The following is a 19,631-nucleotide window of genomic DNA, read 5'->3' as shown; positions in this document are numbered from 1 at the left end:
TCCGTCAGCCTAGCGACAGCACGGGGACGCCCAGTCGGTGCACCGACTCCGGCGTGGCGGTCTCCCCCGCCCCGATCGCGACGATCCCGGCGACCGGCGTGCGCGACGCGACGGCTGCGACCATCGCGACGGTGTCCTCGTGCTTGCGGCCCACGTCGACGACGACCCACACCTGGTCCGGGGCGAGCCCCGCGACGGTCGCCGCGTCGTCCCACGCCGCGACGCCGAGCAGGGCGTGCCCCTGCCGCACCCCGTCGGCCCGGGCGAGGATCCCGGACCGTCGGTCGGCAGCGGGCGTGGCCCGCAGCGCGTACCGGGCCGCGAAGACCCCGGCGGCCGCGTCGACGTCCCCCGCGCGCCCGACCAGGAGCACGAGGTCGCCGTCCGCGGACCGCACGGCGGGCAGCGACGCACCCACGAGCGCAGCACCGACCACCCCGTCGACCGCAGCCGACGCGGCCACCGCACCAGCGCCTCCCGTCCGACCGTCGCGACCGTCGCGGCGGTCACCACCGTCACCGCGGTCACGTCCGTCAGCGAGGTCAGCTGCGTCACGCCAGTCGTACCCGTCCTGGAGGCGCGACCCGGCCCCGTCGACCCGGCCCGCCTCCGGCGGGTCCGCCGTCGGGCGCGGTGCGCGGGGCGCGATGCCGTCCGCGACGAAGCCGTCGAGCACCGACGCGAACGCGTCGGCCCGTGCCGTCGCGGTGCCGTCGGCGCGGGCGATGCGTGCCTCGGTCTCGTCGGCCTCGGCGAGGAGCGCAGCGATCCCGACGCGGGTGACGGGGGTGTCGGCGATCGCGACGCGGGCGGTGACGGGGGTGCCGGGGTCGGGCACCTCGACGACGGCCTCGACGTGGGCACGCTTGAACAGCCCGCCGATGCCGGGGGTGGTGACGCGTTCGGCGGAGACGATCCGGGCGCCCGGGCCGAACTCGGCGCGGACGGCGTCGCGGACGGCCTCGAGCGTCGGACCGCTACGCAGCGATCGGGTCGGCGGCACGGACCACCCCCACGGTCTCGATGGTGGAGCCCGCGGCGGTGGCCTCCTGGTACGACAGCACCGGCAGGCCGTTCGCCTGCGCCGACACCATCCGGTGCACGGCGGGGCGCAGCTGCGGCGCGCAGACGAGGACCGCGGACAGGCCCTGCTCCTCGACCGAGCGCACGGCGTCGCGGAGGGACCCGAGGACCTGCTCGATGCGGTGCGCGTCGAGCACGATCTGCGTGCCCTGCTCGGACGGCCGGAGCCCCTCGAGCATCGACTGCTCGAGGAGCGGGTCGATCATGATGACCCGCAGCGTGCCGTCCTCGGCGTGGCGTGCGGGCAGGGCGGGCCCGAGTGCGGCGCGGGCGGCCTCGACGAGCCCCTCCGGGTCGCTGGACACCTTGGCGCGCAGGGTGAGCGCCTCGCAGATGCGACCGAGGTCGTTGATCGGGACCCGCTCGGCCAGGAGCCCCTGCAGCACGCGCTGGAGCTCGGCGAGCGAGAGCATCCCGGGCACGAGTTCCTCGACGGCGGCGGGGTTGACCTGCTTGACGCCCTCGGTGAGGACCTTGACGTCCTCGCGGGTGAGCAGGCGCGCGGCGTTGTCGCCGATCACGGCCTGCAGGTGGGTGACGAGCACCGAGACGCGGTCGATCACGGTCGCGCCGGTCATCTCGGCCGCGTGGCGGAGCTCGGCGGGCACCCACTTGCCGGCGAGTCCGAACACCGGCTCGACCGTCACCGTGCCGGGCAGCCCGTCGAGCTGGTCGCCCAGTGCCAGGACGCTCCGCGCGGGGGCGGTGCCGCGGCCGGCCTCGACGCCCGCGATGCGCACCGCGTAGGTCGACGGCGGGAGCTCGATGCTGTCGCGGGTCCGGACCGGCGGGACGACGATGCCCATGTCGACGGCGATCTTGCGGCGGAGCGCGCGGACGCGGCCGAGCAGGTCGTCGGAGGACCCGGACACCATGTCGACGAGGTCGGGCGCGAGCAGGATCTCGAGGGCGTGCACGCGCATCTGCTCGAGCAGGTCCTCGGGGGTGTCGGCGGACGGCGCGGCGGCTGCGAGGGCCTGCTGCTGCTCGGCCTCGGCCTCCTGCCGCTTCGCCTGCTGCCCGAGCCGCCAGCCGGCGAACAGCAGCCCGGCGCCGATGAGCAGGAACGGCACGATCGGCATCCCCGGGATGAAGCCCATCGCGATCGCCGCAACACCCGCGATCACCAGCGCGTTCCGGGACTGCGACAGCTGCTGCGCCGCCGAGGAGCCGATGTCGGTCTCGGCGCCGGAGCGGGTCACGATCATGCCCGTGGACACCGCCATGAGCAGGGCCGGGATCTGCGTGACCAGGCCGTCGCCGATCGTCAGGATGCCGTACTTCGACAGGGCGTCGGTGACCGACAGCCCGTTCTGCACCATGCCGATCGCGATGCCGCCGACGAGGTTGATCACGATGATGAGGATGCCCGCGATCGCGTCGCCCTTGACGAACTTCGACGCGCCGTCCATCGCGCCGTAGAAGTCGGCCTCGGCGGAGACCGCCGCGCGGCGCTCCTTCGCCTCGGCGTCGGTGATGAGCCCCGCGTTGAGGTCGGCGTCGATCGCCATCTGCTTGCCGGGCATCGCGTCGAGGGTGAAGCGGGCCCCGACCTCGGCGACGCGCTCGGCGCCCTTCGTGACGACGACGAACTGGATGACCACGAGGATGAGGAACACGACCGCGCCGATGATGACCGACCCGGACACCGCGACGTGGCCGAACGCCTGGATGACGTCGCCCGCGAAGCCCTCGCCGAGCACGAGCCGCGTCGAGGCGACGTTGAGCCCGAGCCGGAACAGCGTCGCGACGAGCAGCAGGGACGGGAACACCGAGAAGTCGAGCGGCTTCTTCACGAACAGCGTCGTGAGCAGGATCACCAGCGCGAGCAGGATGTTGCAGATGATGAGCACGTCGAGCAGGAACGACGGCACCGGCAGGATCAGCAGCAGGACGATGCCGACGATGAAGATCGGGACGGCGAGCTTGGCGGTGTCCTTGCGGTTCATGCGGGGGCTCCCTGCGGGTCGGCCGAGGGCTCGGCGGTGGGACGGGACGGGCGGAGCCGGCGCGGACGCAGGTCGCCGGTGAGCGTGGTGGGGTCGAGGACGGTCGCGACCTCGTCCGGGGTGGTCGGCCGCGGCGCCTGGTGCGTGCCGGCCGCGGCCCCGCGGGTCCTCAGGGCCATCACGAAGGACAGGACCCGGGCGACGGGCGTGTAGAGGTCGACGGGGACCTCCTGCCCGAGCTCGCACGCGGCGTGCAGGGCACGGGTGAGCGGGACGTCGCGGACGATCGGCACGCGTTCCTGCTCGGCGCGCTCGCGGATCACCTGGGCGACGGGCCCGGCGCCCTTCGCGGTCACCCGCGGTGCGGAGCGGCCCGGCTCGTACTTGAGCGCGACCGCGTAGTGCGTCGGGTTCGTCATCACGACGTCGGCGTCGCCGATCGCGGCGACCATCCGGTTCCGGCTCATCGCGAGCTGGCGGGACCGCCGCTGCGACTTCACGAGCGGGTCGCCTTCGCTGTGCTTCGACTCGTCCTTGACCTCGCGCTTGGTCATCATCGTGCGCTTGCGGTTGCGGCGCACGACGACGAACACGTCGAGCGCGGCCAGGACGAGCCCGGCGGCGACGGCCGCGCGGAGCAGCGTGCCGGTGCCCTCGCGGGCCGCGTCGAGCACGGAGGACAGCGGCAGCGACCCGCTCGACATGAGCACGGGGACGAGCGACTGCACCGCGAACCACAGGACGAGCCCGACGACCGCGGTCTTGAGGAGCGCCTTCACGCCGTTCCAGAGCGCCTGGACGCCGAACACGCGCTTGACCCCGGCGACCGGGTCGAAGTGGTCGGGCTGCGGGGTGAGTCGGCGGACGTGCACGCCGCCCTGTACGACCGAGACGGCGAGGACCGCGACCGCGACGACCGCGAGCATCGGCCCGAGGGTGGCCGCGAGGGACGCCAGCGCGTCGGTGAGCGCCTGGCGGGCGACCGCGAGCGACGGTTCCGCGATGACGTGCTGCACGGCGCGGAGCTGCTGCTCACCGGCCGCCGCGGCGTTGCCGATCGTCGCGGGCATGACGAGCGCCGCCATCGCGATGCCCGTCCACGCGCCGAGGTCCTGCGACCGGCCGAGCTGCCCCTTCCGGTGCACCTCCCGCATGCGCTTCTGGGTGGCCTGTTCGGACCGTTCCCCGCTGTCGGACACCGGGCCTCACCCCCGTCCCGTGATGGCCGCGACGGCGTCGCCGGTGAGCGACGACACGACGGCGGGCAGGGCCATGAAGAGGGCGCCGGCGAAGACGACGGTCAGGCCGATCTTGATCGGGAAGCCCATCTGGAAGGCGTTCAGCGCGGGTGCGACCCGGGTGAGCAGGCCGAGCCCGACGTCCGCGAGGAACAGCACGACGACGAGCGGCCCGGCGATCTGCAGCGCCGCGAGGAACATCTGGGACAGCGCGGCGACGAGCACCCCGGCGAGCGGTCCGAGTGCGAGCGTCCCCGGTGCCCCGTCCGCGCCGACGAGCGGGACCGCGTCGAACGACCGCACGAGCCCGCCGACGATGAGCTGGTACCCGCCGCTGGCGAACAGGAGCGCGAGCGAGGCCATCTGGAACAGGCGGGTGAACTGCGCGCCGTTCACCTGCGACTGCGGGTCGAACGCCTGCGCGAGGGTGAAGCCGCCGAACAGGTCGATGAGCGCGCCGGCCGACTGCACCGCGGCGAAGACGAGGTACACGAGGAAGCCGAGGGCCAGCCCGACGACGAGCTGGGTGAGCAGGGCGAGCAGGAACCCCCCGGTGTCGAGGGACACGTACCCGGCGGCGACCCGCGGTGCCACCCCGATCGCGAGAGCCAGGCCGAGGATCACCTTCACCATCGCGGGGAAGGCCCGGTACGCGAACGGCGGCGCGAGCACGAAGAACGCGACGAGCCGCACGCCCGCGAGCATCGTGGCCTCGAGCCGGGACGCGTCGACGACGAGGTCCATCAGCCGGTCCCGAGCAGCTTCGGGATCATGTCGAACGCGACGTGCGTGAAGGACACCATCTCGGCGATCATCCAGTTGCCGCAGACGACCAGGGCGATCGCGACGGCGACGGCCTTCGGCACGAACGACAGCGTGACCTCCTGGATCTGGGTCACGGACTGGAACAGCGAGATCGCGAACCCGACCACGAGCGAGGTGACGAGGACGGGTGCGGCGAGCTTCCCCGCGACGAGGAGCGCCTGCAGCGTGAGGTCGATGACGGCCTGCTGGTTCATCAGTGCACCACCTGGTAGCTCTGGATGAGCGACGTGATGATGAGCCCCCACCCGTCGACGAGCACGAACAGCAGGATCTTGAACGGCAGCGAGATCATCACCGGCGGGAGCATCATCATGCCCATCGACATGAGCGCAGCGGAGACGACGAGGTCGATGACGAGGAACGGGATGAAGATGACGAACCCGATGATGAACGCGCTCCGCAGCTCGGAGATGACGAACGCCGGGATCACGGTGGTCATCGGGACCGCGTCCATGTCCTTCGGGTTCGCCTGGCCGGCCGCGCGGGTGATGAGGGCGACGTCCTCCTCGCGGGTCTGGTGCAGCATGAACGTCCGGAGCGGCTTCGTGCCGAGCTCGACGGCCTTCGCGAAGTCGATGTGCCCCGCCAGGTAGGGCTGGAGGGCGTCGTCGTTCACGTGCCCGAGGACCGGCGCCATCACGAACAACGACAGGAACAGCGCCAGCCCGGCGAGCACCTGGTTCGGCGGGATGCCCTGCAGCGCGAGGGCGTTCCGGGTCATCGCGAGGACGACGAAGATCTTCGTGAACGACGTCATCATGAGCAGCAGGGCCGGCGCGACGCTGAGCAGCGTGATGCCGAGCAGCGTCACGACCGCCGACGACGGCGCACCGTCCGGGCCGTTCACGCTGACGCTGAAGTCGCCGGTCGCCGGGGCCGTCGGGGTCGCGGGCGCGGTCGGCTGGACGACCCCCGCGGCGTGCGCGCCGGTCGCGGTGAGCAGGACGACACCGGCGACGACCGCGGTGGCGAGGAGGACGACGGTGAGGGTGCGCCCGGCGCGGGCGGCGGTCACCCGGCCCGCCGGTCACGGAGCGCGGCGGCCGCCTGCCGCCAGGTGTCCACCGACAGGATCGAGCCCTGCAGCTGCTGCGCGGTCGGCAGCGCGGCGCGCTGGGGACGGCGGTTGCGCGGACGCATGGGCAGCGGCTCCGCCGCGTCGGTCGGGAGGACCGTGGCCGGGTCCACGTGCTGCTCCAGTTCCGCACGGAACCGGTCGGCGGAGGTGGTGGTCGGCTCGGCCACGGAGCGTGCGGCGGGCGCGTCGGGTGCGGACGGGACCGCGCGGGGCACGGTCGGGAGCACCACGGGGCCGGTCACGATCGCGAGCTCGGGTGCGGGGGCCTGGCCGCTCGTGAGCAGGGCGACGCCGTGCTCCGAGACGCCGAGCACGAGCCGCTCCCCCTCGACGTCGACCACGACGACGCTCGCCTTGCCGCCGATGCCGGTGCGGCCGACGACCTCGACGGTCGCCGAACGGCGTCCGCGGGCCTTCGTCCGGCCGAGCTGTCCCTTCGCGACGCGGCGGTGCAGCACCCACATGAGGGCGAGCACGACGCCGAGCGACAGCGCGACGCGGAGGACGATGACGAGGGTGTCCACCGGCGGGCTCAGACGCTCTCGGCGACGTCGAGGATCTTCGTGATGCGCACCGCGTAGTCCTGGTCGACGACGACGACCTCGCCGTGCGCGATGAGCCGGCCGTTCAGCAGGACGTCGGCGGGTGCACCGGCGCTCCGGTCGAGCTCCACGACCGCGCCGGGCTCCATGCCGAGCACGTCCCGCACGGACATCCGGGTGCGGCCGATCTCGACCGTCAGGGTCATCTCGACGTTGTTGATCCGGCCGAGGTTGCCGGTGGGCGTCGCGGCTGCGACCGCGGGGGCCGACACCGTGCCGTTCTCGCGGACCCGGATGCCGAACCAGCCCCCGGTGACGCCGGCCGACGACAGCTCGAACACGACCGTGTCCGGGTCGGCGAACAGCGACGAGGCCGACTCGCGGCGGGCGTCGCCGAGGACACCGACGCCGAGGACCGCCGCGGCGGCCTCGAGCGAGGGGCGCAGGACGTCGGTCACGTCGACGATCCCGGCGTCGGTGCCGCCGGCGGCCACGACGGCGTCGAGGTCGATGAGCACGAGGGCCAGGTCGGCCGACAGGCCGCCGACGAACGAGGCGACCACCGCGTCGGCCGCCGCTCCGAGGACGACGGGGGTCGCGCCTCCCGGCTGGGCCGTCGCGGTGAGGGGAGCCGCCGTCGGGAGCTGCGCCGCGAGCGACTCGGCGGCGGTCGTGTGGAGGGTGGTCGTGCTCATGCGTGCTGCTCCGAGGTGGTCGTGACGACGATGCCCGCGAGTCGCGAGCCGTTCGCGCCGACGGCGGCGGTGCCGACGGGTTCGCCGTCGACCGCGATGGTGAGGGGACGGTGCTGCGGGTGCGGCAGGGGCAGGACGTCGCCGACGGCGAGTCCGAGCACCTGCGCGGGCAGGACGGTGGCGGGCGCGAAGCGCAGGCCGACGCCGACCGGGACGGCCGCGAGCTGCGCGTCGAGGAGGGCCTTCGCGTCGGCGGCCGTGACGCTCGCGGTGTCCTCGCCGAGCTGCGGCAGCACCGCCTCGGCGGGCAGCGCGAGCGTGCCCGGGGCGATGCGGTCGCCGACGCGGATGTCGAACGAGGCGACGATCATCAGGTCGCCCTTCTGGGCGGCCTGGGCGAACTGGCTGTTGAACTGGAAGCCGCCCGTCGTGACCTCGTGCGCGAGGAGGCCGCCGAACGAGTACCGGAGGTCGTCGAGGGCGTCCTCGACGATCTTGCGGACGAGGGCTTGCTCGATCGGCGTGAAGGTGCGCTCCGGGGTCGGCAGCGGCTTCGAGGCGCCGAGCGCGTGCGACACCCAGGTCAGCGCGGCGTCGAGCGGCACCTGGAGGACGCCCTTCGGCACGAGACCGGCGATCGGCAGCAGCACCATGCCGGTGAGCGCGGGCAGCGACGAGGCGTACTCGTCGTACGTGCGGATCTGCACCTGGCCGCACGTGACCTGGCTCACCGCGCGGACCTTGGCGGTCAACTGCGTGCCCCACTGCCGCGCGAAGGTCTCGAAGGCGAGCTCGAGGACCCGTGCGTGCTCGCGGGCGAGCGTCGACGGGCGCGCGAAGTCGTACACCTCGGGCGCGGGCAGGGTCTCGGTCACGTAGGGCGTCTATCGGACCGCTGGGGATCGGCCGGTAGCGCTGTACCCCGTACTGGGGAGGCGGAGGGTGTCTCGTCGCGGTCAGCCCTGGCGTGCTCCGTCCTGTGCCGAGGCGAGTGCGGGCATCAGGGCGCTGACGTCCTGGTCCTGGTTCGACAGCACGACGATGTCGACGCGGCGGTTCAGCGCGAGGTCGGCCTCGGTGTCGCCCTTCGCCAGCGGGCGGCTCGACCCGAAGCCGACGCTCTGCACGTGCTCAGCCGACATGCCCCCGCGTTCGACGAGGTCCCGGAGCACCCCGGTCGCGCGGGCGGCGCTGAGCTCCCAGTTCGTCGCGTACGGGGCGGTCGAGTTCCGCTGGTCGGCGTGCCCCTCGACGCTGACGTCGTGCTGGCTGGTCGACAGGACCGGGGCGATCGCGTCCATGATGCGGCGGGCCTGGTCGGACAGGTCCGCGCTGTTCGTCCCGAAGTACGTCTCGCTGCCGATCAACCGGACGGTCAGGCCGCGGGCGTCGACCGAGAACTGGACGTTCGCGGTCTGCCCGGACTGCTGCAGGTTCGCCTGGATCGCGGCCTCGATCGCCTTGAGGTCGTCGAGCTCGTGCTGTGCTGCCGCGAGGTCCGCCTTCGACGCGACCGGCGGCACGGCGGTCGACGCCGGGTCGACGTTCGTGTCCTTCGCGCCGGACGCCGCGGTCGAGTGGTCGGCGTCCGACTTGTCGGTCGCGTAGCCCTTGCCGTCCTTCGTCACCTCGGACTTCGTGACGACGGTGCCCGAGGCGGTGTCCACCTTGCCGCTCTTGACCTCGCCGAAGCCGGTCGCGAGCGAGTTCTTCAGCGCGATGTACTTGTCCTGGTCGACCGAGGACATCGCGAACAGCACGAGGAACATGCACATCAGGACCGTGATCATGTCCATGTACGAGGCCATCCAGCGCTCGTCGGGGTGCTCGGCCTCGTCGTGTCCGCCGCGCTTCCGGCCGCGGCCCCGACCACGGGGGTTCGCGCTCACGTCAGGCCGCCAGCTGCTGGTCGTCGACGTCGGCGGTCCTGCCCTTGCCGGTCTTCCCGCCGGTCTCCTGGCGGGCGGCGGGCGGCACCATGGCCTTCAGGCGCTCCCCGAGCAGGCGGGGCTGGCTGCCGGCCTGCACGGCGAGGAGGCCCTCCATGAGCAGCGTCTGCCGGTCGGTCTCGAGCTGCGCGAGCTTGCGGAGCTTGCCGCCGAACGGCAACCACAGGAAGTTGGCGGTGAGCAGACCCCAGAGGGTCGCCACGAACGCGCTCGCGATGAGCGGGCCGAGCTCGTCCGGCTTGCCGAGGTTGGCGAGCACGTGGGTGAGCGAGACGACGGTGCCGATGATGCCGACGGTCGGCGCGAAGCCGCCGAGGCCCATGAAGAACGCGCTCGCGCTCCGCATCGGTGCGGCGTTCGACTCGATCTCGTCCTCGAGCAGGATCCGCAGCTCGTCGCCGTCGGTGCCGTCGGCGATGTTCTGCAGCGCCTTCTTCATGAACGGGTCGTCGTGCTTCTCGGCCTCCTGCTCGAGTGCGAGCAGCCCGTTCGCCCGGGCGGTCTCGGCCAGCGCGACGACGTCCTCGATCACGGACTGCGGCGGCGTGACCTTGCCGGTGAAGGCCTTCGGGACGGCCGTGAACGCGGCGATGGCGTCCTTCATCGTGGTGCTGGCGACGCCGCAGCCGATCGTCGCGACGAACACGAGGAGCATCGGGGCGGGGAGGAAGAGCCCCGCCATCTCGACGTGCTCCATCTGCGCCATGCCGAACAGGGCACCGAAGGCGAGCAGGATGCCGACGATGGTCGCGATGTCCATCAGCGGCCCCCGTCCATCGACCGGGCCGGGGTGGGCAGCGCGGCGACCGGGGCGAGGACGGGGTGCGGGCCCGTCGCGGCACGGAGCCCGGGTTCGGCGGCACGGAGTGCGGGGTCGGCGGCACCGGATGCCATGCCGACGATGCGGGCGCGGTACGCGGCGACGAGGTCGATGACCGCGGCCATGGGCTCGCGGACGATGTACTTCGCCCCGTCGACCATGATGAGCGTCGTGTCCGGTGTCTCCTGGATGCGCTCCACGAGGTCGGGGTTGACAGCGAATGCGCTGCCGTTGAGTCGTGTGACGACGATCATGGCCCGTCCTGGTTCTCGATCGTCCCGCCGCCGTCCGTGGGGCGGGATGCAGCTCCGTCCGTGGTGCTGCACCGGGGCCTATCGGCGGTGCCGTCGGGGGCGTTAGCGATCGGCCCGAGGGCGATCGACACCCGTCGCCGAACTTCTCATGGACGAGATATTCCCGATCCGTTCCTGCGAGTCTGGTGCGTGTACGCCCCTGCTTTATCTCATGAGCGTGTTAGCGTGGCGCCCATGTCCGACACCACCACCGTCGTCACGTCCGCCGACCAGGCTGCTGCCCCGGCGACCCCCTCGGCCCCGCTCCGCGAGGTCGGCGCCCTCATCCGCGGCGCCCGCAAGGGCCGCTCGATGACCCAGACCCAGCTCGCCGAGCGCGTCGGCACCAGCCAGAGCGCGATCAACCGGATCGAGCAGGGTGGCCAGAACCTGTCCCTCGAGATGCTCACGCGCATCAGCGAGGCACTCGACCAGCAGATCGTCTCGATCGGCGGCGCCCCGCAGCGCTCGCACCTGCGCGTGCAGGGCGGGCGGAAGCTCAGCGGCTCGATCGCCGTGAACTCCAGCAAGAACGCCGCCGTCGCGCTGCTGTGCGCGTCGCTCCTGAACCGTGGGGTGACCCGTCTGCACCGGGTCGCCCGGATCGTCGAGGTCGACCGCATCATCGACGTGCTCCGCAGCCTCGGTGCCACCGTGACGTGGTCCGAGGACGGCGAGGTGCTCGAGATCGTCGCCCCCGACGACCTGCGACTCGACGCCATCGACGCCGACGCGGCCCGCCGCACCCGCAGCGTCCTCATGTTCCTCGGCCCGCTCAGCGGCCGGTACCCCGAGTTCCGCCTGCCCTACGCCGGCGGCTGCGACCTCGGCACCCGCACCGTCGAACCGCACCTCATCGCACTCCGGCCGTTCGGCGTCGACGTCGAGGCGACCTCCGGCTGGTACGAGGTCGGCGTCGCGAACCAGGCCGTGCCGACCTCGTCGGTCGTCCTCACCGAGCGTGGCGACACCGTGACCGAGAACGCGATCCTCGCCGCGGCCGCCCGCGACGGCGTGACCACGATCCGCAACGCCAGCCCCAACTACATGGTCCAGGACCTCTGCTTCTTCCTCGAGCTGCTCGGGGTGCAGGTCGAGGGCATCGGGACCACCACGCTCAAGATCACGGGTCGCAGCCGGATCGACGAGGTCGTGGACTACTGGCCGAGCGAGGACCCGGTCGAGGCGATGAGCCTGCTGACCGCCGGCATCGTCACGTCCTCGACGCTGACGGTGACCCGCGCGCCGATCGAGTTCCTCGAGATCGAGCTCGCCACCCTCGCCGAGATGGGCCTGCGCTTCGACGTCAGCGAGGAGTACGCCGCCGCCAACGGCCGCACCCGCCTCGTCGACATCACGGTGCACCCGTCCGAGCTGCACGCGCCGATCGACAAGATCCACGCGATGCCGTTCCCGGGGCTGAACATCGACAACCTGCCGTTCTTCGTCGTCATCGCCGCGATGGCCGAGGGCACCACGCTCGTGCACGACTGGGTGTACGAGGGCCGGGCGATCCACCTGCTCGACCTGACCCGCCTCGGTGCGACCGTCACGCTCCGCGACCCACACCGGCTCGACGTCACCGGCCCGACGCACTTCTCGGGCGCCGAGGTGAGCTGCCCGCCCGCCCTCCGCCCCGCGGTGGTCATCCTGCTGGCGATGCTCGCGGCGAAGGGCGAGAGCGTCCTCCGCAACGTCGGCATCATCGCGCGCGGGTACGAGCAGCTGCAGGAGCGCCTCAACTCGCTCGGTGCCTCCATCGAGACGTTCCACGACTGAGTCCGACACTCCGGCACACCTGACGAGGGCGGTCTCCCGCAGCGGCACGACGCTGCGGGAGACCGCCCTCGTCGCGTCGTGCGGGAGGGGCGGTGTTCGCCCGATGCCGCGTCGAGCGGACGCCCGGCACGGATCGGGAAGGGAACGCAGGGTCCCACGCGTTGACTGGCCCGGCGGACGGGTCCACCGTCCGACAGCGTGAGGAGACACGTGCTCGGTCCTGAACTGGTGGTCGTCCTCGGCCTGGCGATCGCCGTCACGGCCGCGGTGGCCGACCGCATCCGCGTCGCACCGCCCGTGCTGCTGCTCGTGATCGGCGCGTTGCTCGCGTTCGTGCCGACCTTCGCGCGCGTCGAGCTCCCCGCCGAGGCCGTGCTGCTGCTCTTCCTGCCGGCCCTGCTGTACTGGGAGAGCCTGACCACGTCGCTGCGCGAGATCCGCAAGAACCTCCGCGGCATCGTGCTCATGGGCACGGTGCTGGTCGTCGTGACGGCCGGGGTCGTCGCCACGCTGCTGCACCTGCTCGGGCTGCCCTGGGGACCCGCGTGGGTGCTCGGCGCCGCGGTCGCCCCGACGGACGCCACCGCGGTCGGTGTGCTGACCAAGATGCTGCCCCGCCGGAACGTCACGGTGCTCCGGGCCGAGAGCCTCGTCAACGACGGCACCACCCTGGTCGTGTACGGCATCGCGGTCGCGGTGACGGTCGGCACGCAGGAGCTGACCTTCTGGAACGTGTCCGGGATGCTCGTGCTGTCGTACGTCGGCGGCGTCGCGGCCGGACTGCTCGCCGCCTGGCTCGGCTCCCTGGTCCTGCGCCGCGTGGACACCGTGGTGCTCGAGAACCTGGTCACGCTGCTCGTCCCGTTCGCCGCGTTCCTCGCTGCCGAGGCGATCGGTGCCTCCGGGGTGCTCGCGGTGGTCGCGGCCGGCATCGTCGTGAGCCAGGTCGCCCCGAAGCTCGACCGCGCCGAGACCCGGCAGCAGGTGCGCGCGTTCTGGTCCTTCCTGACCTACCTGCTCAACGGGGCGCTGTTCGTGCTCGTCGGGATCGAGGCCATGATCGCCGCGCGCGAGCTCGACGCCGGCGAGGTGCTCCGCGGGATCGGCATCGTCCTCGCCGCCTCGGTCGTCCTGGTGCTCGTCCGGTTCGCCTTCGAGGGGTCGATCGGCGGCACGGTCTGGCTCGTGACGCGGCGGTTCGGCGGTGAGCCCCGCGAGGGCCGCCGCGACCGGCTCGTCAGCGGGTTCGCCGGGTTCCGCGGTGCCGTGTCGCTCGCGATGGCGGTCGCCGTCCCGCGCACGCTCGAGTCCGGCGGCGCGTTCCCCGAGCGGGACCTCATCGTGTTCGTCACCGCGGGCGTCGTCGTCGTCACGATCGTCGGCCAGGCGCTCGTGCTGCCCGCGGTCCTGCGCCGTGCGGCCCTGCCGGAGGACGAGTCGGTCGGCGAGGAACGGCGACTGGCCGAGCGCACCGCGATCGAGGAGGCCCTCGCGGCACTCCCCCGACTCGCCCGCGCCGCCGGGGCCGACCGCGCGACCGTCGACCGGATCCGCAAGGACTACGAGGCGCACCTCGACGTGATCCAGGCCCGCGAGGAGGAGGACGAGGACCACCCGGCGCTGCAGCGGCACGACTCCGCGGTCGCACTCGAGCTGGCCCTCGTGCAGCACAAGGCGGCCACGTTGCTGCGGCTGCGGGACGCCGACGAGATCGACGACCTCGTCCTCCGCCAGGTCCGCGCCGGCTACGACGCCGAGGAGGCACGGCTCGAGGGGTCGACCCCGCCCTGACCGGGCCGGCCCCGATCGCACCTGACCGGCCGGGAGCCCACCCGATGGCGCCGCACGGCCGACGTCGAACGGCCGGGACCCTAGTGCGCCGGCACCTGCCCGGTCCGGCGCATCGCCCGCTCGAGCAGTTCGAGGTCGATCCCGACGTGCCGCCGGGCGACCTCCCCCGCCTCGACCGCACGTCCCGCGCAGACCGCGTCGACGAGCGCCTCGTGCTCGCGGAGCGCCCGGTCCTCCATCTCCGCCATGCCCTCGGCCGTCCCCCACAGGTGCGCCGGCGCCGCGATGGACACCTGCGACTCGAGCCCGGCGAGCTTCCCGGCGAGGACGGCGTTGCCCGCCGCGTCGATGATCGTCCGGTGCAGGACGGCGTCGGCCTGCTGCTTCTCGAACCCGGTGGCCGCGCTCCGGAACGCCTCGAGCCGTTCCCGGATCCGTTCGGCCGTCGCCGGCGTGACCCGCTCGGCGGCAGCGGTCGCGAGCGCGCCGTGCAGGAGCGCGACCGCGTCGGTGGTCTCGCGGATGCCCGCCCACCGTGCGATCAGGGTGCGGCCGACGGCGTCGGAGGACGAGTCCGGCCACTGGGTGCGGACGAAGGTGCCGCCACCACGACCCCGCCGGGTCTCGAGCAGCCCGCGGTCGACCAGCCGGGCGAGGGCCGACCGGAGGGTCACCCGCCCCACCCCGAGCAGCACGGTGAGCTCGCGTTCGGCGGGGAGCCGGGCACCGGGCAGGTACTCGCCGACGGCGACGGCCGTGACCAGGCGGTCCTCGACCTCGTCGACCCGGCTCTCCGGAGCGCGTTCCGCGACCACTGGCTCCTCCTCGCGTTTCGTCCACGTTAAAGGACGCGGAAAGGTCTTGCACGGGACCATTGAGCGGGCCATGCTGCACACCATGTCCCGCATCACCGAAGGCACGATGCCGTTCCAGGACGGCCACACGTGGTACCGCGTCACCGAGCCCGACCGCCCCACGCCGGGAGCGCTGCCCCTCGTCGTCCTGCACGGCGGCCCCGGGATGGCGCACGACTACCTCCGGAACCTCGCGGCCCTGGCCGACGAGACCGGTCGGACCGTCGTCCACCACGACCAGTTCGGCTGCGGTCGGAGCTCCCACCGCCCGGACGCCCCCGTCGACACGTGGGTCCCGCAGCTCTTCGTCGACGAGTACGCCGCACTCGTCGAGCACCTCGGCCTCGGCGACCACCACGTCCTCGGGCAGTCGTGGGGCGGCATGCTCGGCGCCGAGATCGCCGTCCGGCGGCCGGTCGGCCTCCGGTCGCTCATGATCTGCAACTCCCCCGCGTCCATGCAGCTCTGGGTCGACGGCGCCGCCGAGCTCCGCGCGCAGCTGCCCGAGGACGTGCAGGACGCCCTGACCCGGCACGAACAGGCCGGCACGGTCGACGACCCCGAGTACCTCGCCGCGACCCAGGTCTTCTACGAGCGGCACGTCTGCCGTGTCGTGCCGATGCCGCAGGACTTCGTCGACTCCGAGACCCAGATGGAACAGGAGCCGACGGTCTACCACACCATGAACGGCCCGAACGAGTTCCACGTCATCGGCACCATGCGCGACTGGACCATCGTCGACCGGCTCGACCGCATCACCGTCCCCACCCTCGTCGTCGCCGGTGAGCACGACGAGGCCACCCCCGCCACCTGGCAGCCCTTCGTCGAGCGCATCGCCGACGTCCGCCAGCACGTCTTCCCGGGCGCGAGCCACTGCACGCACCTCGAGCAGCCCGAGGAGTTCCGCCGCGTCGTCGCCGCGTTCGCGGCGACCCACGACGACCATCCCACCAGGTAGGTCGCGGCCACCCACCGGACGGGAGGCGCGGCACGACCCCGCCACGCGCCTCCCGACCGTCGGTCCACCGGACGTGCGGTGCGGCACCACCCCGCCACGCGCCTCCCGTCCGTCTCCCCCTCACCACGCACCGTCTCCCCGAACGGAACCCCATGTCGCACCAGCACAGCGAGCTGTCCGCACAGCAGCAGCTCGAGGCCTACGGCTACGAGCAGGAGCTCAAGCGCTCCGTGTCCACCACCGACCTGCTCGTGTACGGGCTGGTCTTCATGGTGCCGATCGCCCCGTGGGCGATCTTCGGCACCGTCTACAACGCGTCGAGCGGGATGGTGCCGCTCGTCTACCTGGTCGGCCTCGTCGCGATGATCTTCACCGCCCTGGCCTACGCGCAGATGGCGAAGTCGATCCCGCTCGCCGGCAGCGTGTTCTCGTACGTCGGCCGCGGCATCCACCCCACCGCCGGGTTCTTCGCCGGCTGGGCGATCCTGCTCGACTACCTGCTCGTCCCGACGCTGCTCTACGTGTTCGCCGCGGAGAGCATGGTCGGGATCTTCCCCGGGACGCCCCGCTGGCTCTGGGCACTGCTGTTCGTCGCGATCAACACCGTGATCAACCTGCTCGGGGTGTCGTCGCTCAAGCTGGCGAACCGCGTGTTCCTGCTCATCGAGCTCGTGTTCGTCGCGATCTTCGTCGTCATCGCGATCGTCGCCCTCACCGGCGGGACCGTGCCCGGCGCCTCGTTCTCCACCGACCAGGTGTGGGACCCCTCGAAGGTGTCCGCGCCGCTCATCGCCAGCGCCCTGTCGATCGCGGTGCTGAGCTTCCTGGGCTTCGACGGCATCTCGACGCTGTCCGAGGAGTCCACCGGCCGCCGGGGCGGTGCCGGACTCGCGATGATCCTCGCGCTCGTCATCGTCGCGTTCCTGTTCGTCCTGCAGACGTGGCTCGCGTCGGCGCTCGCCGCGGGTCGCGATTCGTTCTCCGACAGTGAGGCCGGCAACGCCTTCTTCACCATCGTCGAGCAGGCGTCGTCGAGCGGCTGGGCGACCGCGTTCTTCGCGGTCAACGTCCTCGCCGTGGGCATCGCGAACGCCATGGCCGCGCAGGCCGCCACGAGCCGCCTGCTGTTCTCGATGAGCCGCGACCGGCAGCTCCCGGCGTTCCTGCACAAGCTGAACGGCCGACAGGTCCCGCAGAACGCGATCATCGTGGTCTCGGTGCTGTCCGCGATCCTCGTGCTGTTCTTCGTCGGGCAGATCGACACGATCTCGTCCCTGGTGAACTTCGGTGCACTGTTCGGCTTCATGCTCCTGCACGTGTCGGTGGTCGTGCACCACGTCGTGAAGGGGAAGTCGCGCAACTGGCTGCTGCACCTGGTCGTGCCGCTGATCGGGTTCCTGATCATCGGCTACGTGCTGGTCAACGCCGCGGTCGAGGCGAAGGTCGGCGGCATCGTCTGGCTGGTCGTCGGCGCGGGCGTGTTCCTGTACTACCGCGCGACGGGCCGCTCGACCGAGGTCGGCTCGGAGGAGCCGGGGACGCTCGGCGAGGGCGGCGCCGGCACGGACGCCGCGTCGACCACCACCGGGAAGGACCACGCATGACCCCCGACCACTTCCTGCCGAACACCCTGGGCGTCCCGGGCTTCGCCGCCGACCGGGAGCCCGTGCTGCGGGTCCGTCCCGGCACGGGCGAGACGATCGGCTTCGAGACGACCGACGCCGTGTACGCCGAGCTCGACCGGCACCACGACCTCGGACAGCTGCAGGCACCGATCAACCCGGTGACCGGCCCCGTCCACGTCGAGGGTGCTGAACCCGGCGACACCCTCGCGGTGCACATCCACGACATCCAGCTCACCACGCACGGCTGGTCGGTCTCGCTGCCCGGGTCCGGCGCGCTCCAGCACGTCATGCCCGAGGGCGTCTTCGCCCGCCGCTGCCCGATCGAGGACGGCGTCGTGCGGGTCACCGACCGGCACGCGTTCCCGGTTCGGCCGATGATCGGCTGCATCGGCGTCGCCCCGGCCGAGGGGACGAACTCGACGATCATGCCCGCGTACGCCGAGGGCGGGAACATGGACGTCACCGAGGCCCGGCCCGGCTCCACCGTGTACCTGCCCGTCCGGGTGCCCGGGGCGCTGCTGTCCATCGGGGACGTGCACGCGCTGATGGCCGAGGGCGAGTCGTCCTTCGTCGCGATCGAGGCCCAGGGCACCGCGATCGTCTCGGTCGACCTGGTCAAGGGCGGCCCGGCCCTCCGCGCACCCCGGATCGAGACACCCGAGGAGTGGCTGTTCGTCGGCCTCGGCGACCCGGTGCAGGAGAGCGTCCGGCGCGGCTACGAGGACGCGTTCGCATTCCTGGTCGACGAGCACGGGTGGACCGCCGAGGACACCTACGCCGTGCTGAGCGCCGTGGGCGACTCGAAGCTCGGCGGCCCGACCGGCTCGGGTGACCCGGACCCGCTGCACCCGTTCGCAGCCGTCGGCGCCGTGACGCTGCACCGGGTGCCGAAGGCTGTGCTGTAGGGCCGCGGAGGGTGCTCGCGGTCGCGGTCGCGCTGCGGTCGCGGCGCGGTTCGCACAACGGAAAGCAGCTCGCACCACGGTTCGCCGTGGCGCGAGCTGCTTCCGCTTGTGCGGGAGCACCTCGCACCACGCGCCGCCCGCCACCCCCGAGCCAACGCGGCAGGACCCGGCAGCGCGGTAGCCGAGGGCTGAGCGCACCCTCATCGCGCCGGGCGCGACCCGCGTTGTACCTTCCTGTCGTCAGACGATCGTCTGGCGACAGGAAGGAGCGGCGGCATGGTGCTGCACCGCGTCACCACGGTCTACCCCGGACTCGACGTGCCCGTGATCGAGTCGTGTTCGTGCCCGTCCGCGGTGGACCACGTCGAGGTCTACCCGGTGTGGTCGGAACTCGTCGTGGAGCCCCTCCGTCGGGCGCTCCGACGCCGGAGCACCGAGGTGTCGATCCGCTTCCTCGACCAGGAGGAGACAGGACACCCATGGACCACGGAACCACGACTGCTCGACGACGAGCCACGATGACCACCGCCGTGCTGCTGGGCCTCGTGGCCGCGGTGGTCGGCTCCGGTCTCACCGCGGCTGCGCCCGCCGTCGCCGCGACCACGACCCGGCCGGCCGTCGTCGATCCGGCAGGCCAGCCGGCGGCGGCGGAGCGAACGCGGGCGACCACGTCGCAGGCCGACGCCGATCGGCTCCGGCCCGTCGGCGACCTCGTCGTCAGCCGACTGGCGCTCGCCGAGCCCGTCGCCGAGAGCAAGTGGCTCAGCGGGAAGCCGATCGCCGACCCGACGCGGGAGCAGGCCGTCGTCGACGCCGGCGTCGCCCGGGCCCGCGCGGAAGGGGTCGACCCGGACCTCGTGGAGCGGGTCCTCCGCGACCAGATCGCGGCGAGCAAGCTCGTGCAGCGCGGCCTGTTCACGCGCTGGACCCACGACCCGTCGTCCGCTCCGACGACGGCTCCGGACCTGACGGCGGTGCGCACGCAGATCACGCAGATCGACGACGACCTGGTCGACCGGCTCGCGGCGGTGACGCCCGTCGCGTCCGAGCCGCGCTGCGCCCACGCCGTCGTCACCGAGCGGCAGCGGGTCGAACCGGGGCTCGGGTCCCTGCAGCGCAAGGGCCTGCACGTCGCGTGGTCGAGCTTCTGCCGCGCCTGACGCCGACGGTCCACAGCCTCCTAGAGTGGTCCCGGGTCGACCCGACGACCCGGGACCGACCAGGAGCACCGTGAACCGACGACAGGC

At 72.5% G+C, this 19,631-nt stretch carries 20 protein-coding genes; 7 read left to right on the top strand and 13 right to left on the bottom strand.

The features are described 5' to 3' along the window. Positions 1 to 4: 4 nt before the first annotated feature. From QOL16_RS08295 to QOL16_RS08240, 12 genes are all read right to left on the bottom strand, one after another. Positions 5 to 1,003: a hypothetical protein gene (locus QOL16_RS08295; protein WP_071247195.1), complete on the bottom strand. Its 999-nt coding sequence runs from the start codon at positions 1,001 to 1,003 to the stop codon at positions 5 to 7. Further along, the gene (locus QOL16_RS08290) at positions 978 to 3,032 is read right to left on the bottom strand and encodes a flagellar biosynthesis protein FlhA (protein ID WP_071284499.1); all 2,055 of its coding nucleotides are present in this window, start codon (positions 3,030 to 3,032) and stop codon (positions 978 to 980) included. The genes QOL16_RS08295 and QOL16_RS08290 overlap by 26 nt, the downstream gene beginning before the upstream one ends. Next, positions 3,029 to 4,231, bottom strand: coding sequence for a flagellar biosynthesis protein FlhB (locus QOL16_RS08285; protein WP_071284496.1), 1,203 nt, complete (start codon positions 4,229 to 4,231; stop codon positions 3,029 to 3,031). The genes QOL16_RS08290 and QOL16_RS08285 overlap by 4 nt, the downstream gene beginning before the upstream one ends. 6 nt (positions 4,232 to 4,237) lie before the next feature. Continuing rightward, positions 4,238 to 5,014: a flagellar biosynthetic protein FliR gene (locus tag QOL16_RS08280; protein WP_071247199.1), complete on the bottom strand. Its 777-nt coding sequence runs from the start codon at positions 5,012 to 5,014 to the stop codon at positions 4,238 to 4,240. Then, positions 5,014 to 5,289 (bottom strand): flagellar biosynthetic protein FliQ, encoded by a 276-nt coding sequence (locus QOL16_RS08275; protein WP_071247201.1) that lies wholly within the window; start codon positions 5,287 to 5,289, stop codon positions 5,014 to 5,016. Before QOL16_RS08275 ends, QOL16_RS08280 begins: the two co-directional genes overlap by 1 nt. Further along, positions 5,289 to 6,110: a flagellar type III secretion system pore protein FliP gene (gene fliP, locus QOL16_RS08270; RefSeq protein WP_071284494.1), complete on the bottom strand. Its 822-nt coding sequence runs from the start codon at positions 6,108 to 6,110 to the stop codon at positions 5,289 to 5,291. Before fliP ends, QOL16_RS08275 begins: the two co-directional genes overlap by 1 nt. Next, the gene (locus tag QOL16_RS08265) at positions 6,107 to 6,697 is read right to left on the bottom strand and encodes a flagellar biosynthetic protein FliO (protein ID WP_071284492.1); all 591 of its coding nucleotides are present in this window, start codon (positions 6,695 to 6,697) and stop codon (positions 6,107 to 6,109) included. The genes fliP and QOL16_RS08265 overlap by 4 nt, the downstream gene beginning before the upstream one ends. Positions 6,698 to 6,705: 8 nt before the next feature. Then, entirely contained in the window at positions 6,706 to 7,410 is a 705-nt protein-coding gene (fliN, locus tag QOL16_RS08260; protein WP_071284490.1) for a flagellar motor switch protein FliN, read from the bottom strand. Then, positions 7,407 to 8,285 (bottom strand): flagellar motor switch protein FliM, encoded by an 879-nt coding sequence (locus QOL16_RS08255; protein ID WP_065962955.1) that lies wholly within the window; start codon positions 8,283 to 8,285, stop codon positions 7,407 to 7,409. Before QOL16_RS08255 ends, fliN begins: the two co-directional genes overlap by 4 nt. Before the next feature lie 81 nt (positions 8,286 to 8,366). After that, entirely contained in the window at positions 8,367 to 9,299 is a 933-nt protein-coding gene (locus QOL16_RS08250; RefSeq protein ID WP_071284489.1) for a flagellar motor protein MotB, read from the bottom strand. Between the two features lies 1 nt (position 9,300). Further along, the gene (locus QOL16_RS08245) at positions 9,301 to 10,119 is read right to left on the bottom strand and encodes a motility protein A (RefSeq protein WP_071284486.1); all 819 of its coding nucleotides are present in this window, start codon (positions 10,117 to 10,119) and stop codon (positions 9,301 to 9,303) included. Then, complete coding sequence (locus QOL16_RS08240; RefSeq protein WP_065962949.1) at positions 10,119 to 10,433, bottom strand: flagellar FlbD family protein; 315 nt, start codon at positions 10,431 to 10,433, stop codon at positions 10,119 to 10,121. Before QOL16_RS08240 ends, QOL16_RS08245 begins: the two co-directional genes overlap by 1 nt. A 234-nt stretch (positions 10,434 to 10,667) precedes the next feature. Here QOL16_RS08240 and QOL16_RS08235 point away from each other — a divergent pair, with 234 nt between their 5' ends. Continuing rightward, positions 10,668 to 12,251, top strand: a complete 1,584-nt coding sequence (locus tag QOL16_RS08235; RefSeq protein ID WP_253181654.1) for a UDP-N-acetylglucosamine 1-carboxyvinyltransferase — start codon at positions 10,668 to 10,670, stop codon at positions 12,249 to 12,251. A 210-nt stretch (positions 12,252 to 12,461) separates the two neighbouring features. After that, positions 12,462 to 14,042, top strand: a complete 1,581-nt coding sequence (locus tag QOL16_RS08230; protein ID WP_071284484.1) for a Na+/H+ antiporter — start codon at positions 12,462 to 12,464, stop codon at positions 14,040 to 14,042. Between the two features lie 80 nt (positions 14,043 to 14,122). Here the strand turns inward: QOL16_RS08230 and QOL16_RS08225 are convergent, their stop codons facing one another. Then, the gene (locus QOL16_RS08225; RefSeq protein WP_254780254.1) at positions 14,123 to 14,857 is read right to left on the bottom strand and encodes a FadR/GntR family transcriptional regulator; all 735 of its coding nucleotides are present in this window, start codon (positions 14,855 to 14,857) and stop codon (positions 14,123 to 14,125) included. Positions 14,858 to 14,939: 82 nt separating this feature from the next. On the opposite strand from QOL16_RS08225, the gene QOL16_RS08220 reads away from it, so the two are divergent. The 5 genes from QOL16_RS08220 (at position 14,940) to aroQ (ending at position 19,544) form a co-directional block, all read left to right on the top strand. Beyond that, a complete protein-coding gene (locus tag QOL16_RS08220; RefSeq protein ID WP_254780252.1) occupies positions 14,940 to 15,854 on the top strand; it encodes a proline iminopeptidase-family hydrolase in 915 nt (304 codons plus the stop codon). Between the two features lie 152 nt (positions 15,855 to 16,006). After that, positions 16,007 to 17,458 carry an APC family permease gene (locus QOL16_RS08215; RefSeq protein WP_071284478.1) on the top strand — a complete coding sequence of 484 codons (1,452 nt, stop codon included), beginning with the start codon at positions 16,007 to 16,009 and terminating at the stop codon, positions 17,456 to 17,458. Then, positions 17,455 to 18,384, top strand: a complete 930-nt coding sequence (locus tag QOL16_RS08210) for an acetamidase/formamidase family protein (RefSeq protein WP_071284476.1) — start codon at positions 17,455 to 17,457, stop codon at positions 18,382 to 18,384. Before QOL16_RS08215 ends, QOL16_RS08210 begins: the two co-directional genes overlap by 4 nt. A gap of 276 nt (positions 18,385 to 18,660) precedes the next feature. Then, the gene (locus QOL16_RS08205) at positions 18,661 to 18,906 is read left to right on the top strand and encodes a hypothetical protein (RefSeq protein WP_065962939.1); all 246 of its coding nucleotides are present in this window, start codon (positions 18,661 to 18,663) and stop codon (positions 18,904 to 18,906) included. Then, complete coding sequence (gene aroQ, locus QOL16_RS08200; protein WP_071284474.1) at positions 18,903 to 19,544, top strand: gamma subclass chorismate mutase AroQ; 642 nt, start codon at positions 18,903 to 18,905, stop codon at positions 19,542 to 19,544. Before QOL16_RS08205 ends, aroQ begins: the two co-directional genes overlap by 4 nt. Positions 19,545 to 19,631: the final 87 nt, after the last annotated feature.

Source organism: Curtobacterium sp. MCBA15_004 (genome assembly GCF_001865055.2).
Taxonomy (GTDB): Bacteria; Actinomycetota; Actinomycetes; order Actinomycetales; family Microbacteriaceae; genus Curtobacterium.
This window is presented reverse-complemented; position numbering and strand designations above follow the sequence as displayed.

Excerpts from the sequence above, each read along its gene's own strand:
- QOL16_RS08235 (WP_253181654.1), top strand. The coding sequence starts at position 10,668 with ATGTCCGACACCACCACCGTCGTCACGTCCGCCGACCAGGCTGCTGCC.
- QOL16_RS08205 (WP_065962939.1), top strand. The coding sequence starts at position 18,661 with ATGGTGCTGCACCGCGTCACCACGGTCTACCCCGGACTCGACGTGCCC.
- QOL16_RS08215 (WP_071284478.1), top strand. The coding sequence starts at position 16,007 with ATGTCGCACCAGCACAGCGAGCTGTCCGCACAGCAGCAGCTCGAGGCC.
- QOL16_RS08240 (WP_065962949.1), bottom strand. The coding sequence starts at position 10,433 with ATGATCGTCGTCACACGACTCAACGGCAGCGCATTCGCTGTCAACCCC.
- QOL16_RS08245 (WP_071284486.1), bottom strand. The coding sequence starts at position 10,119 with ATGGACATCGCGACCATCGTCGGCATCCTGCTCGCCTTCGGTGCCCTG.
- fliN (WP_071284490.1), bottom strand. The coding sequence starts at position 7,410 with ATGAGCACGACCACCCTCCACACGACCGCCGCCGAGTCGCTCGCGGCG.
- QOL16_RS08210 (WP_071284476.1), top strand. The coding sequence starts at position 17,455 with ATGACCCCCGACCACTTCCTGCCGAACACCCTGGGCGTCCCGGGCTTC.
- QOL16_RS08275 (WP_071247201.1), bottom strand. The coding sequence starts at position 5,289 with ATGAACCAGCAGGCCGTCATCGACCTCACGCTGCAGGCGCTCCTCGTC.
- QOL16_RS08290 (WP_071284499.1), bottom strand. The coding sequence starts at position 3,032 with ATGAACCGCAAGGACACCGCCAAGCTCGCCGTCCCGATCTTCATCGTC.
- QOL16_RS08280 (WP_071247199.1), bottom strand. The coding sequence starts at position 5,014 with ATGGACCTCGTCGTCGACGCGTCCCGGCTCGAGGCCACGATGCTCGCG.
- aroQ (WP_071284474.1), top strand. The coding sequence starts at position 18,903 with ATGACCACCGCCGTGCTGCTGGGCCTCGTGGCCGCGGTGGTCGGCTCC.
- QOL16_RS08220 (WP_254780252.1), top strand. The coding sequence starts at position 14,940 with ATGTCCCGCATCACCGAAGGCACGATGCCGTTCCAGGACGGCCACACG.